Genomic DNA, 13,570 nt, shown 5'->3' on the forward strand with positions numbered 1-13,570 from the left:
TTCCGGATTCCTGCTAGAATCGCGCACATCCGCTTCGAGGTTGTGGCGACAACGATGCGACTTCTTCCCGAGAACGAAGACCTCCGGAGCTTCAAGGCCGAGGCAATGACGTTTCTGGCGAACATGGTGAGCTCCTCCGGAATCGTCTTCTACTCCGTCGACGCGCGACTGAACGCCGTCGATCACGCGTTCCACCGGATTCGGCCTGTCGAGAACCGGAGCTACACCGCGCACTACCACCGCCTCGACCCGTTCCACCCGCGGCGCTTCGCCGGCCCCCGCCGACCGCTGGTGACCATGCGGGACCTGCCGGAGCGATACGAGTGCGGCGAGTACTACCGCCGCTTCATGGCGCCGCTCGGGTTCCGCCACGAGGCGGAGCTCTACCTCTACAGCGGTGCGCGGATCGTGGGCGGTCTGTCCCTGCTGCGGACTGCGGAGCTCGGCGAGTTCACCCCGTCCGACCTGGGATTTCTTGACAAGGTCCATGCGTTCCTGGAGCACACGTTCCAGGCCGCCCGCCACCCCGTCGAGACCGGGCCGCCGTTCGCCGCGTGGGGACTCACCCCTCGCGAGCGCGAGGTGGTCCGCCTGGTCTGCGAGGGCGCCGCGAACGCCGAGATCGCCGCCGCGCTGTTCATCAGCGTGGCCACCGTCAAGACGCACGTGCAGCACGTCTTCGAGAAGGCGGGGGTCCGTTCCCGGACACAACTGATCGCGCGACTGCGGGACGACGGGTAGCGGTCGCTCACGCGCCGCGCGGGCCGGCGGGCGGAAAAGACGCTTCCCGTGCCCGCCGGCGCGTACACCGGAGACGTATCGGCGCGAAATCCTCGAATGTTGGGGCGGACGGCATCGCACATTACCGAACCCGGACGAAGAAACGAAGTCCGTGTGAAGCGTGCGCCGTCCCGGAAATGTACTCGGTCGGATCCCGGATGCCGCAGAAAGAATTTCGGCCCGCCAACGCAATTTCCCACGCATGTCGCCGAATTGCGCGCGACGGAAAAGCGCACGCGAAACACATTGGACCGGCGGCGTTTCCGGTTCCGCGCCGGCGCCGAGCGGTGGCCGATCAGTGGGCAACCGATGGCCGTCCGGTGGGCACCACGATCGGGTCGCCCCGACCCACGGGCGTCGCCCGGGACTCCCGCCCCCGTATCGGTGCACCTCCTCGCCTGCCCTCGGGGCGGGTCGGCCGCGTCGTCCCCGACGTTGCGGTCCGGCCCGATGGTGGCGAGCCTATCGCCGTTGCCCGGTTTTCTCCAGTCGGAGAAAACCGGGCGCATGCGCATGCGGCGGCCCGGACCTCCACTGCGCCCCGCACCTCGCCCGACCCGCACCAGTCCGGCGTCGCCACGGTGAGCGCGGTGGCGATATCCGGCCTGGGGCGCGGCCGGGTGCCACGCGGCCGAAGCGGCCGGAGGACGGCGGAGTACGCCGCTCTCGGCCCGGTCGCTGCGGCGAGGTCCGCCGGCGGACGTGCTCCGGCGTGTCCGACCGCCCCCGACCCGCCGTCGGACACCACGAGCCGTGGCCGTGAACCGATGCCCTTCGCGCAGGAAGTGCCTTCCTCCCGGCGACGACAGAAGCCCTCAAGGCCGTCGCGCAGACGCCGTCACACCCCCATTTGACCCGTGTCTTCGCAGGTCAGAAAGAGTGCGACGGGGTCCGTACGTCAGATGTCCCGGAAGATCTCGATCTGGGCGCCCACCGAGTTCAGCCGCTCGGCCAGATCCTCGTAACCGCGGTTGATGACATAGACGTTGCGCAGTACGGAGGTGCCCTCCGCCGCCATCATCGCCAGCAGCACCACCACCGCGGGCCGCAGTGCGGGCGGGCACATCATCTCGGCGGCGCGCCAGCGGGTGGGGCCTTCGACCAGGACCCGGTGCGGGTCGAGGAGTTGCAGTCGGCCGCCCAGCCGGTTCAGGTCGGTGAGGTAGATGGCCCGGTTGTCGTAGACCCAGTCGTGGATCAGGGTCTGGCCGTGCGCGGAGGCCGCGATGGCCGCGAAGAACGGCACGTTGTCGATGTTGAGGCCGGGGAACGGCATCGGGTGGATCTTGTCGATCGGCGCCTCCAGTTTGGAGGGGCGCACGGTCAGGTCCACCAGCCGGGTGCGGCCGTTGTCCGCGGCGTACTCCGCCGTGCGGTCGCAGTCGACGCCCATCTCCTCCAGCACCGCGAGCTCGATCTCCAGGAACTCGATCGGCACCCGGCGGATCGTGAGCTCCGACTCCGTCACCACGGCGGCGGCCAGCAGGCTCATCGCCTCGACCGGGTCCTCGGAGGGGGAGTAGTCCACGTCGACGTCGATGTGCGGAACGCCGTGCACGGTGAGCGTCGTCGTACCGACGCCGTCGACCCGTACGCCCAGCGCCTCCAGGAAGAAGCACAGGTCCTGGACCATGTAGTTGGAGGACGCGTTGCGGATGACGGTCGTGCCGTCGTGCCGGGCGGCGGCCAGCAGGGCGTTCTCGGTGACCGTGTCGCCGCGTTCGGTCAGGACGATGGGCCGGCCGGGCGTGACCGAGTGGTCGATCTGCGCGTGGTAGAGCCCCTCGGTGGCGGCGATCTCCAGGCCGAACCGGCGCAGCGCGATCATGTGCGGCTCGATGGTGCGCGTACCGAGGTCGCAGCCGCCCGCGTACGGCAGCTTGAACTGGTCCATACGGTGCAGCAGCGGGCCGAGGAACATGATGATGGAGCGGGTCCGGCGCGCGGCGTCGGCGTCGATCGCCTCCATGTCGAGCTGGGCGGGCGGGACGATCTCCAGGTCCACGCCGTCGTTGATCCAACGGGTGCGGACGCCGATGGAGTTCAGCACCTCCAGCAGCCGGAAGACCTCCTCGATCCGGGCGACGCGGCGCAGGACCGTGCGGCCCTTGTTCAGCAGGGTCGCGCACAGCAGCGCGACGCACGCGTTCTTGCTGGTCTTCACATCGATGGCGCCGGAGAGGCGACGGCCGCCGACGACCCGCAGATGCATGGGCCCGGCGTATCCGAGGGACACGATCTCGCTGTCGAGGGCTTCACCGATGCGGGCGATCATCTCAAGGCTGATGTTCTGGTTGCCGCGCTCGATGCGGTTGACGGCGCTCTGGCTGGTGGCGAGCGCCTCGGCCAGCTGTGTCTGTGTCCAGCCCCGGTGCTGACGGGCGTCACGGATGAGCTTGCCGATGCGTACGAGGTAATCGTCTGACATGTCGACAGGCTATCTCAGATATGAGATGAAGATCGCGCGGGGGTGTGCGTTCGGGTGACGAGCGGGCGGGTGACGGCCGCTCACCCGCATCGGCGGGCAGCCGTGCGCCCACATCCGGACCCGGTCCTCACCCATCGTCCTGCCGCGGGCCCGGCCCGGCCCGTGGTGTGCGCCCATCAGGGTGCTCCGCGAACCCGGCGGCCGTCCGGGAAGCCGGCGGGCCGGCTCACCGTCCGGGCCCCGCCCGTGTCCGGCGCGGGCGGTTTGACCTTCAAGTTGCTTGAACGCCGACAATCGCGTTCATGGACGACATCGACGCATTGATGAGCATCGGCGCCTTCGGGCGCCGGGTCGGACTGGCACCCAGCGCACTGCGATTCTACGACGACTGCGACGTGCTGCGCCCCGCCCACGTGGACGTGGCGACGGGGTACCGCTACTACGCCCCGGACCAGGTGGCCCGTGCGGTGCTGGCGCGGCGCCTGCGGGCCGCGGGGGTGCCGCTCGGCGATGCCTCGGTGGTGCTCGACGGCACTGATGAGGAGGCCCGTGCCGTCCTTGAGGAGCATGCCGGAAGGGTGCGGGAGACGGCGGCATCGGCGCAGTCGGCGATCGCGGCGATCCTCCACGACCTGCCCGCCGGGACGCGGCGGGTGAAGGCGCGCGTCGGAGGGGCGGAACTGGCCGGTGCCGTACGGCAGGTCGCCCCGTCGGTGGGGTCCGCTGCCGCGCGGGAGGAGTTTCCGGCGCTCGGCTGTGTCCTGATCGAGCTCGGTGGCGAGGAGGTACGTCTGGTGGCCACGGACCGCTACCGCCTGGCCGTCCGAGCCCTGCGGCCCACCTCCGTGGAGGGCGATGCGTACCAAGTCCTCGTGGACGCACGGGAGATGAAAGATCTCGCGGCCTGGGCGGTACGCCTGCCGGACGTGAGCATCGAAGTGGACCGGAACGGCGCGTGGCTGCGTGGCGGGGGAGACTCACGGGCTCTGCCGACCGTCGACGAGACGTTCCCCGACTACCGGATGATCCTCGACGATCTGCCGGACGCCCCGCACCGGGTGATCACGGCCCGCGCCGCACTCGGCGCCGCCCTCGACGCCACCGGTACGCGGGGCACCCCGGTCGTCCTGCGCACCGGCGAGCAGCAACTCACCCTCACCGTCGGCGAATCGGCCGCCACCACGCTTCCCGCGCTGTGCACGGGGCCACCGCTGCGCATCGCCTTCGACGCCGAGCTGCTCCGTTCGGCGCTCGACGCCGCTGTGGGGCCCGATGTGCTGCTGGAGATCGTGTCGCCGGTCCGCCCCGTGGTCGTCCGCTCCGCCGACCAGGGCAGCTTCACGACCCTGGTGATGCCGGTCCGCGACGCCGGGGCCGAGGCGTAGCACCGTCCCTCGACCAGCCCGTCAAAACTCGAACATCCCCCGCTCCTTGTGCGGATAGGAGTGACCGTGGCCCCGCCCATCCCGTCGCAGGCCTGTGTGCCCGGGGCAAGCGGGCCCAGGCGGAAGCCCGTAACGCCGAGGCGCACGCTCTCTTCCGGCGCGCGTGGGACCCGGCCGCCGACGACCACGAGTGCCGCGTGGCCGCCCACTACCTCGCCGGCATCAGCCGACTCCCCGACCAGAACCAGAACCAGAACCAGAACCAGAACCAGAACCAGGACCAGGACGTTGTCCATGCCCCGGAACCGGAACCGGAACCGGAACCGGAACCGGAAGCCGGCCCGCGCGCCAGGAACGGATCGTCAGGGTGAGGCGCAGGGCGAGCGTCGTGGCGCCGGCTGCCGCCGCGACGCACACGGCGACGAAGGTGTCGGGCACCCAGTTCATCAGCTGGTCGGGACCTATCAGGGCGACCGCGGATACCGACGCGGCCACCGGGGCCGCGCCTGCCAGGTACCAGAGGGCGGTCGCTGCGGCGCGGCGAGGGCGGGAGCCTGCCGTGACCGGGCGGCGGAGGAGCCCGACCTGCCACGCGACCGCCAGCAGCAGGGTCATGGCGAGGGCGGTGGTGCCCCAGACGGTCGCGTAATAGACAGCGGCGGATGGGCTGCTCGTGGGAGTTGCGCCGGTCCCCAGGATCCGGGCGGCACCGAATCCGACCTGCATGATCGCCTCGTCCTGGAGCAGGCCGTACAGGTTCTGCTCCAGCACGATGGCGGTGTCCAGCTTCGGCAGTAGGAACAGCATCGCCGCGTAGCCGGGCGTCGCGCCCGTGTGCCAGAGGGCGTCGTCGAGCGGCGCGTCCAGGCCGCCGACCCGCCAGCCCATTCCGTATCCGGTCCCGGCGCCGGTGGGCCGGAGCCTGCCCTCCTCACGCATCAGCCGTACGGATTCGGGAGTGAGGACGCTCTCGCCCCCGGCGGTCCTGCCCGATCTGAGCTGGAACGAGGCGAAGGCGGCCAGATCGTTGAGGTCGCCGCCCGTGTAGCCGTAGGCCGCGCCGTGGTCGTCGATGCCGTCGACCGTCGCGGACGGTATGCCCCACAGGAGCCGGTGCCCCGGGGACAGATTCCGCTCCCGGGCCGAGGCCCGGTCGGCGATGGCGCCGTCCATGCCCGCCGGGTCGAGCACGCTCCGTCTGAGATGCTCGGCGAAGGGGAGCCCGGTGACGGACTCGACCAGGGCGGAGAGGACCAGATAGTTGGCGCTGGTGTAGGCGTACGTGGTCCCGGGCGGCCCGAGAGGCCGCACTCCGTCCAGAGCACCGAGGCGTTCCGCCGGGCGGGGGCAGTCGGCGGCGAGGCAGTCGGCGACCTCGAACGTGGCCGACTCGGGCAGTCCGCTGGTCTGGTTGAGGAGATGGCGGACCATGACCCCGGACGCGTGTGCCGCGCCGCCGAACCGGAAGCCCGGCAGATGGTCCACGACCCGGTCGTCGAGGCGCAGGCGCCCGTCCTGGACGAGGGTCATCACGCTGGTCGCCGTGATCGGTTTGGCGACCGACCCCCACAGGAACGGTGTTCCGGCCCGGACGCGCTCGCCCCGTCCGTCCCTGCCCCAGGACCGCTGATGGACCGGGCCGTCGGGTCCGACCACGGCGTAGGAGATTCCGGGCGTGCGGGTGGCCCGCATCCGGTCGCGGACATAGGCGTCGATCGCGGCATAGCGGTCGGACATGACATCACCCGAGGCGGCAGCCGCGGCGGCGGAAGTGCCCGAAGTGCCCGAAGCGGGAGGGGTGTCAGAGGCACCAGAGGCAGAAGTGGCTGCGGAGGCAGTCGTGGCCACCGGAGTGCAGAGAAAGAGGCAGAGCAGAAGGACCACCGTGTTCGCGGTGGCGCACCGCGGGCGGTTGCGCATGGGACTTCCTCACCGTTGTCGAAGGCGGGACGGATAACCATATGGCGATACGGTTTTTACCGTACGCTGGTACGGTTATCAAGTGCCCAGGACCGCGGACCATGAAGAACGCCGACGCCAGATCGCCGTCGCCGTGTGTGAACTCATCTCGGAACACGGGCTCGACGCCGTGACGGTCGCCCGCACGGCGGCCGCCGCCGGGATGTCGGTCGGACTCGTGCAGCACTACTTCCGCACGAAGGACGAGATGCTGCTCCACGCGTTCAACGCGGTCACCGCGCGCATCCGGATCCGGGCCGACGAGCGGATCCGGGCGGGGATCGCGCACCGGCGGCCCATCTCGCAGGTTCTGGGCGAGGCGATGGCCGAGTTCATTCCCCTGGACGACGGGCGCCGCGCCGAGTTCCGTGTCACCAGGGCGTTCGCCGGCCGGGCCCTGGACGCGCCCGCCCTCGCCGAGGTCGACATCGAGACCGCGCGGCGGCTGCGCGAGGACATCGCGCAGGCCGTTCGCAACGGCAAGGAGTGCGGCGAGGTCGAGCCGGATCTGGATCCCTGGCCCGCGGCCGTCCGGCTCACCGCCGTGACGGAAGGCCTCGCGATGCAGGTCTACCGGGATCCCGCCGGGGTGAACGGGGTGGCCGCGGGTGAGCTGGTGGCCTCGGTCCTCGCCGACGAGCTCGCGGCGGTATTCACCGGCGAGTGCGGCCAGTACGCCGAGCGGCCCGACGCCTGACCCGTATGCGGGAGAGCCTGCCCCGCATGCGGGAGGGCCCGCTCCAAAGCAGGGGGGCTCGCCCCATGCGCGGGGGAGTCCGCCCCGTACGTGAGAGGGTTCCGCCCGGTATGCGGGGGAGTCCGCCCGGGTCTGCCCCGTATGCGGAGGAGGTCGTCCCGTACGCGGTGGAAGGGGAAAGCGGACCGGTCCGCCCGGCGAACGCCCCGAATGGATGCGGACGGTCGGGGGCGCCCGGGCATGACCGGACGGCGGCGATGTACTAGAGTTATCTCGACATCGAGATATCTGCCGAGGCGTACCGCAGCCGCCGCTTGGTAAGGGTTACCTAACTAAGTCTTACCTTAGCGGATGGTCGGGGCCGGAGGCGGCACCACGCGGCGCCGGCCGCCAATGAGGCGCGGCGCGGTAGTACGCGCACATTGAAGAAGGAGACTGTCGTGTCGGCGAACAGCTTCGACGCCCGCAGCACGCTGCGCGTGGGCGACGAGTCGTACGAGATCTTCAAGCTGGACAAGGTGGAGGGCTCCGCGCGCCTCCCTTACAGCCTGAAGGTACTGCTGGAGAACCTGCTCCGCACCGAGGACGGCGCGAACATCACCGCCGACCACATCCGGGCGCTGGGCGGATGGGACTCGCAGGCCCAGCCCAGCCAGGAGATCCAGTTCACGCCGGCCCGCGTGATCATGCAGGACTTCACCGGCGTCCCCTGTGTCGTGGACCTCGCCACCATGCGTGAGGCCGTGAAGGAGCTCGGCGGCGACCCGGCGAAGATCAACCCGCTGGCCCCGGCCGAGCTGGTCATCGACCACTCCGTCATCGCCGACAAGTTCGGCACCAACGACGCGTTCGCCCAGAACGTCGAGCTGGAGTACGGCCGCAACAAGGAGCGCTACCAGTTCCTGCGCTGGGGCCAGACCGCCTTCGACGAGTTCAAGGTCGTCCCCCCGGGCACCGGCATCGTGCACCAGGTCAACATCGAGCACCTGGCCCGCACGGTCATGGTCCGTGGCGGCCAGGCGTACCCCGACACCCTCGTCGGCACCGACTCGCACACCACCATGGTCAACGGCCTCGGCGTGCTCGGCTGGGGCGTCGGCGGCATCGAGGCCGAGGCTGCGATGCTCGGCCAGCCGGTCTCCATGCTCATCCCGCGTGTCGTCGGCTTCAAGCTGACCGGTGAGCTGCCGGCCGGCACCACCGCCACCGACCTCGTGCTGACCATCACCGAGATGCTCCGCAAGCACGGCGTCGTCGGCAAGTTCGTCGAGTTCTACGGTGAGGGCGTCGCCGCCACCTCCCTCGCGAACCGCGCCACCATCGGCAACATGTCGCCGGAGTTCGGCTCCACCGCCGCGATCTTCCCGATCGACGACGAGACCCTGAAGTACCTGCGCCTGACCGGCCGCGACGAGCAGCAGGTCGCCCTCGTCGAGGCGTACGCCAAGGAGCAGGGCCTCTGGCTGGACCCGGCCGCCGAGCCCGACTTCTCCGAGAAGCTGGAGCTCGACCTCTCCACGGTCGTCCCCTCCATCGCCGGCCCGAAGCGCCCGCAGGACCGCATCGTCCTCGCCAACGCGAAGGCGCAGTTCGCGCAGGACGTGCGCAACTACGTCGCGGACGACGAGGAGTCGGGCAAGGAGTCCTTCCCGGCCTCCGACTCCCCGGCCGCCTCCAACGGTGTCCCGAGCCGTCCCACCACGGTCACGGCCCCCGACGGTTCGACGTACGAGATCGACCACGGCGCCGTCACCGTCGCCGCGATCACCTCCTGCACCAACACCTCGAACCCGTACGTCATGGTCGCCGCGGCGCTCGTGGCCAAGAAGGCCGTCGAGAAGGGCCTGTCCCGCAAGCCGTGGGTCAAGACCACGCTCGCCCCGGGCTCCAAGGTCGTCACCGACTACTTCGACAAGGCGGGCCTGACCCCGTACCTCGACAAGGTCGGCTTCAACCTCGTCGGCTACGGCTGCACCACCTGCATCGGCAACTCCGGCCCGCTGCCGGACGAGGTCTCCAAGGCGGTCAACGAGCACGACCTGGCCGTGACCTCGGTGCTCTCCGGCAACCGTAACTTCGAGGGCCGGATCAACCCCGACGTCAAGATGAACTACCTGGCGTCCCCGCCGCTGGTCGTCGCGTACGCCATCGCCGGTTCGATGAAGGTCGACATCACCAAGGACGCCCTGGGCACCGACCAGGACGGCAAGCCGGTCTACCTCGCGGACATCTGGCCCTCCGAGGCCGAGGTCAACGACGTCGTCGCCAACTCCATCGGCGAGGACATGTTCAACAAGTCCTACCAGGACGTCTTCGCGGGCGACGCCCAGTGGCAGGCGCTGTCGATCCCGACCGGCAACACCTTCGAGTGGGACTCCGAGTCCACCTACGTGCGCAAGCCCCCGTACTTCGAGGGCATGACGATGGAGACGACCCCGGTCGAGGACATCACCGGCGCCCGGGTGCTCGCCAAGCTGGGCGACTCGGTCACCACCGACCACATCTCCCCGGCCGGTGCGATCAAGGCCGACACCCCGGCCGGCAAGTACCTCACGGAGCACGGCATCGAGCGCCGTGACTTCAACTCCTACGGCTCGCGCCGCGGTAACCACGAGGTCATGATCCGCGGCACGTTCGCCAACATCCGTCTGCGCAACCAGATCGCGCCGGGCACGGAGGGCGGCTTCACCCGCGACTTCACCCAGGCCGACGGCCCGGTGTCGTTCATCTACGACGCCTCGCAGAACTACCAGGCCGCGGGCACCCCGCTCGTCATCCTGGCGGGCAAGGAGTACGGTTCCGGCTCGTCCCGCGACTGGGCGGCCAAGGGCACCGCGCTCCTCGGCGTCAAGGCCGTCATCGCCGAGTCCTACGAGCGCATCCACCGCTCGAACCTCATCGGCATGGGCGTCCTCCCGCTCCAGTTCCCCGAGGGCGCGACCGCCGAGTCGCTCGGCCTCACCGGCGAGGAGACCTTCTCCTTCACCGGCGTCACCGAGCTGAACGACGGCACCACGCCGCGCACGGTCAAGGTCACCACCGACACGGGTGTGGAGTTCGACGGTGTCGTCCGCATCGACACCCCCGGTGAGGCGGACTACTACCGCAACGGCGGCATCCTGCAGTACGTGCTCCGCAGCCTGATCCGCAAGTAGGTCGGCCCGCAGCATCAGAAGGGGCCGCATTCCGGTGACGGGGTGCGGCCCCTCCGCGTTGCGCGGCGGCGTGCGGCGTGCGGCGTGCGGCGTGCGGCGTGCGGCGTGCGGCGTGCGGCGTGCGGCGTGCGGCGTGCGTGTCCTGGGCCGCTGTGCCCGGCCGCGCAACGCCGCGGGTCAGCCGTTCGACGGGGTCCGTTCGACCTCGGCGATCCGGCACTTCGTACCGCGCGGCACCTCACCGAGGCCCTGCACCTTCGACTTGGCCGACTTGCCGGGAGCCAGGCCGGTCACCGTGGTGACACCCTCGGAGACCTGGGTGCCGTCCTTGTCCACGAACTCGACGAACACGATGTAGTCCGCCGTGCTCCCGGACCCGTTCACGACCTTCACATCGGCCTCGGGCCACCCGATCACGGAGTCCCTCGCGCACCGGGCGACCGAGATGTCGGCCCTGGCGGCCGTACCGGTCTCGGTCGGCTCCGCCGAGGGCTCCTCCTCCGTCAGCGCCTCGGCGGAGGGGGTCCCGCCCGGTTCGGCCGACGAGGAGATCGGCCTCTTCAGCGACTCGGGGGCCGCCCTGTCCATCGCCGTGTAGACGAGTGTCGCCACGGCTGACATGGCGAGCAGCCCGCCGCTCAGCGACAGCGTGACGATCAGCCCGGTGCGCTGCCTGCGCGGCGGCGGAGGTGGCGGAGGCGGCGCGGAAGAAGAGAAGGGCGACTGCGGCGCTGACGGTGGCGGAGGTGGTGGAAAGCTGTCCGGCAAGAGGTCCCCCCACGGGAATCGATCAAGACATGTGTACGAGCCATACGGTACGTGGGTACGGACCATGACGGAGCGCCGGAAGGCGCGCATCCTCGGCGCGGAGAGCGGAAAGACCATGGGCGAGCTGATCCTGATCCGGCACGGCGAGACCGAGTGGTCCCGATCCGGGCAGCACACGAGCTACACCGACATGCCGCTGACGGACATCGGTGAACGCCAGGCCCGTGCACTCGTCCCGCTCCTGGCCGGCCGGAACATCGCGCTCACCCTGGTCAGCCCGTACGTACGGGCCCGTCGCACCGCCGAGCTGGCCGGGCTGACCGCGCCCCGGGTCACCCCGGAGCTGCGCGAGTGGGACTACGGCGGCTACGAGGGTGTGACCACCGTGGAGATCCACCGCACCCGCCCCCTGTGGAACCTGTGGACCGACGGTGTCGACCCCGGCACCGACGCACACCCGGGGGAGAGCCCGCACGAGGTGGGCGCACGGGCGGACCTGGTCCTCGCGGGGGTGCGGTCGGCCACCGAGCGGACCGGGGACGGGGACATCGTGCTCGTCGCGCACTCGCACTTCCTGCGTGTCCTCATCGCCCGCTATCTCGGGCTGACCCCGGCGGAGGGGCGGCTCTTCCAGCTGGCGACGGGCGCACTCTCCCGGCTCGGTACGGAGCACGGGCAGCCGGTCGTCACCGCGCTGAACCTGGCACTTCCCGAAGGGCTGTCGGCGGCCGTGGGCAGCGAGACCCGCTGAGACTTACGGAGAGGACGCGGCCGGCACGCCGTGCGAAGCGCCGCCCGCCGTCAGCCCCGCCCGCCGTCCGTCCGGCCGTTCTCCATCCCGGCAGCCGTTCTCCGCGTCGGCCGTCGTCCGTTCCGGCAGCCGTTCGCCGCGGCCCGTCTCCGTGCCCGTCGTCATCCTGCCCGGGGGCCGGCTCATGCCGCTTTCTTGATGCCGGTGAGATGGGCGAAAACGACCACGTTCGCCGAGTACCCCTTCTTCTTGTCGAACCGCCCGCCGCACGTCAGCAGCCGCAGTTCCGGACGTCCGGTCGGGCCGTAGACCTTGTCGTCGGGGAAATCTTCCTTCTTGTACGTCTTCACGTCGTCCACGGTGAAGACGGCGGTGCGGCGGTCGGCCCGCCGGACCTTGACGGTGTCCCCGCGGTGCAGGGCGTTCAGATTGAGGAAGATCGCGGGGCCGGTGCGGGTGTCCCGGTGGCCGACGATCAGGGCGGTGCCCGCCTCCCCGGGGGCCGGGCCGTCGCGGTACCACCCGACCTCCTTGGGCCTGCTCATGGGCGGAGCGTCCAGCCGCCCCTTCTTGTCCAGGCCCAGGCCGGTGACCGGGGCCTCGATCACGATGGCGGGGACGGCCAGTTTCACCGGCGCCGACGGCGGCAGTGGTGCGTGCGAGGCCGGGACGTCCTTCGCCGCCGGGACCGGTTCCCGCCGGACCGGGGCCCCGCCGCCGCCCACGGCGTCCGAGCCGTGGGCGGCGGCCGACGCGTCCTCGGACGAGCCGCTGCTCGCCCAGGCGGCGCCGGCCACCAGGGAGAGCGTCACGCACACCGTCATGGTGAGACGGCATGCGCGACTCGGGCCTCTTCGCTGCCGCTGTCGCCGGTGCGGGCCGTTACGCTGCGCCACTGGCGCGGCGGCGTGCCGACCTGCGGACCAGGATCAGCCCGGCCACTCCGGCCGCGCTCGCCGCCAGTGCGGTGCCCGTCCCGAAGCCGGAGCCGCTCTCCGAGCTGACGGTCTCCATGGTCGGAACGCCACCGCCACCGGCGGGGACCGCACCTGAGGGCTGGTTGCCCTTGTCCTCACCGGACCACGAGGAGCCCTCGCTGCCGCTCTGGCCGCTCTGACCGCTCTGACCGCTCTGGCTTCCCTGGCCGCCCTGGCCTTCCTGACCGCCCTCGCCCCCCTGGTTGCCCTGGCGTCCCTGGTTCCGGTCCTGACGCTCGCAGTCGATGGTGAAGGTCTTCTGCTTCAGGCCGACCGGAACCACCCACTGGAGCTGGTACGTGCCGTCCGGCAGCAGGTACTCCTGGCTGATGCCCCTGCCCTGGGAGAGGGCGAGGGTGCCGACCAGGGTGTCCCCCGGGGGCACGGTCGGGGGCTGCGCGGTGACCGTGAACGGAACCGCCGGGAGGGTCTCGAAGTTGGCCGCGACCAGCTTGAACGCGCAGACCGGGGCCCCGTCGCGGTTGTTGCCGCGCTGCTGGCCGGCCGACTGGACGCTCAGGTCGCCGCTGTCGCCCGGGGCCGCGTGCGCCGCGGGCGCTCCGGCCAGGGTGAGTCCGGCGACGGTGAGGGCCGCGGCCACCGCGGTACCGGTGCGGGTGCCGCGTGAGCGGACGGAGGCGGAGATGGGCATGGAAGCTCCTTCTAGCCG

Annotated in this window: 10 protein-coding genes; 5 read left to right on the forward strand and 5 right to left on the reverse strand. The window is 70.7% G+C overall.

The genetic code is table 11. The features are described 5' to 3' along the window. The first annotated feature begins 105 nt into the window (after positions 1-105). On the forward strand, positions 106-741 hold the full coding sequence (locus ABT170_RS10425) for a helix-turn-helix transcriptional regulator (protein ID WP_329942511.1): 636 nt from the start codon (positions 106-108) through the stop codon (positions 739-741). 937 nt (positions 742-1,678) lie between these two features. Here the strand turns inward: ABT170_RS10425 and ABT170_RS10430 are convergent. Then, positions 1,679-3,208: a helix-turn-helix domain-containing protein gene (locus tag ABT170_RS10430; RefSeq protein ID WP_329942512.1), complete on the reverse strand. Its 1,530-nt coding sequence runs from the start codon at positions 3,206-3,208 to the stop codon at positions 1,679-1,681. A gap of 302 nt (positions 3,209-3,510) precedes the next feature. Between ABT170_RS10430 and ABT170_RS10435 the strand changes: the two genes are divergently transcribed. Further along, positions 3,511-4,593, forward strand: coding sequence for a DNA polymerase III subunit beta family protein (locus ABT170_RS10435; protein ID WP_351865779.1), 1,083 nt, complete (start codon positions 3,511-3,513; stop codon positions 4,591-4,593). 222 nt (positions 4,594-4,815) lie between these two features. Here the strand turns inward: ABT170_RS10435 and ABT170_RS10440 are convergent, their stop codons facing one another. Continuing rightward, positions 4,816-6,330 carry a serine hydrolase domain-containing protein gene (locus tag ABT170_RS10440; protein WP_351865782.1) on the reverse strand — a complete coding sequence of 505 codons (1,515 nt, stop codon included), beginning with the start codon at positions 6,328-6,330 and terminating at the stop codon, positions 4,816-4,818. A gap of 265 nt (positions 6,331-6,595) precedes the next feature. Between ABT170_RS10440 and ABT170_RS10445 the strand changes: the two genes are divergently transcribed. Then, on the forward strand, positions 6,596-7,249 hold the full coding sequence (locus tag ABT170_RS10445) for a TetR/AcrR family transcriptional regulator (RefSeq protein WP_351865785.1): 654 nt from the start codon (positions 6,596-6,598) through the stop codon (positions 7,247-7,249). Positions 7,250-7,689: 440 nt separating this feature from the next. After that, a complete protein-coding gene (gene acnA, locus ABT170_RS10450; protein ID WP_329942516.1) occupies positions 7,690-10,404 on the forward strand; it encodes an aconitate hydratase AcnA in 2,715 nt (904 codons plus the stop codon). A gap of 177 nt (positions 10,405-10,581) precedes the next feature. On the opposite strand, the gene ABT170_RS10455 is transcribed toward acnA, so the two are convergent. Beyond that, positions 10,582-11,025, reverse strand: a complete 444-nt coding sequence (locus ABT170_RS10455; protein WP_351865788.1) for a hypothetical protein — start codon at positions 11,023-11,025, stop codon at positions 10,582-10,584. A gap of 262 nt (positions 11,026-11,287) precedes the next feature. Between ABT170_RS10455 and ABT170_RS10460 the strand changes: the two genes are divergently transcribed. Continuing rightward, positions 11,288-11,923, forward strand: a complete 636-nt coding sequence (locus tag ABT170_RS10460) for a histidine phosphatase family protein (RefSeq protein ID WP_329942745.1) — start codon at positions 11,288-11,290, stop codon at positions 11,921-11,923. Between the two features lie 182 nt (positions 11,924-12,105). Here the strand turns inward: ABT170_RS10460 and ABT170_RS10465 are convergent, their stop codons facing one another. Both ABT170_RS10465 and ABT170_RS10470 read right to left on the reverse strand, forming a co-directional pair. Then, positions 12,106-12,747: a class F sortase gene (locus tag ABT170_RS10465; protein WP_329942518.1), complete on the reverse strand. Its 642-nt coding sequence runs from the start codon at positions 12,745-12,747 to the stop codon at positions 12,106-12,108. 58 nt (positions 12,748-12,805) lie between these two features. Further along, positions 12,806-13,552: a hypothetical protein gene (locus ABT170_RS10470; RefSeq protein WP_351865791.1), complete on the reverse strand. Its 747-nt coding sequence runs from the start codon at positions 13,550-13,552 to the stop codon at positions 12,806-12,808. Positions 13,553-13,570: the final 18 nt, after the last annotated feature.

Origin of the sequence: Streptomyces sp. NPDC001787 (assembly GCF_040297465.1) — a bacterium.
Lineage (GTDB): Bacteria > Actinomycetota > Actinomycetes > Streptomycetales > Streptomycetaceae > Streptomyces.

Excerpts from the sequence above, each read along its gene's own strand:
- ABT170_RS10425 (WP_329942511.1), top strand. The coding sequence starts at position 106 with ATGACGTTTCTGGCGAACATGGTGAGCTCCTCCGGAATCGTCTTCTAC.
- ABT170_RS10430 (WP_329942512.1), bottom strand. The coding sequence starts at position 3,208 with ATGTCAGACGATTACCTCGTACGCATCGGCAAGCTCATCCGTGACGCC.
- ABT170_RS10435 (WP_351865779.1), top strand. The coding sequence starts at position 3,511 with ATGGACGACATCGACGCATTGATGAGCATCGGCGCCTTCGGGCGCCGG.
- ABT170_RS10440 (WP_351865782.1), bottom strand. The coding sequence starts at position 6,330 with ATGTCCGACCGCTATGCCGCGATCGACGCCTATGTCCGCGACCGGATG.
- ABT170_RS10455 (WP_351865788.1), bottom strand. The coding sequence starts at position 11,025 with ATGTCAGCCGTGGCGACACTCGTCTACACGGCGATGGACAGGGCGGCC.
- ABT170_RS10460 (WP_329942745.1), top strand. The coding sequence starts at position 11,288 with ATGGGCGAGCTGATCCTGATCCGGCACGGCGAGACCGAGTGGTCCCGA.
- ABT170_RS10465 (WP_329942518.1), bottom strand. The coding sequence starts at position 12,747 with ATGACGGTGTGCGTGACGCTCTCCCTGGTGGCCGGCGCCGCCTGGGCG.
- ABT170_RS10470 (WP_351865791.1), bottom strand. The coding sequence starts at position 13,552 with ATGCCCATCTCCGCCTCCGTCCGCTCACGCGGCACCCGCACCGGTACC.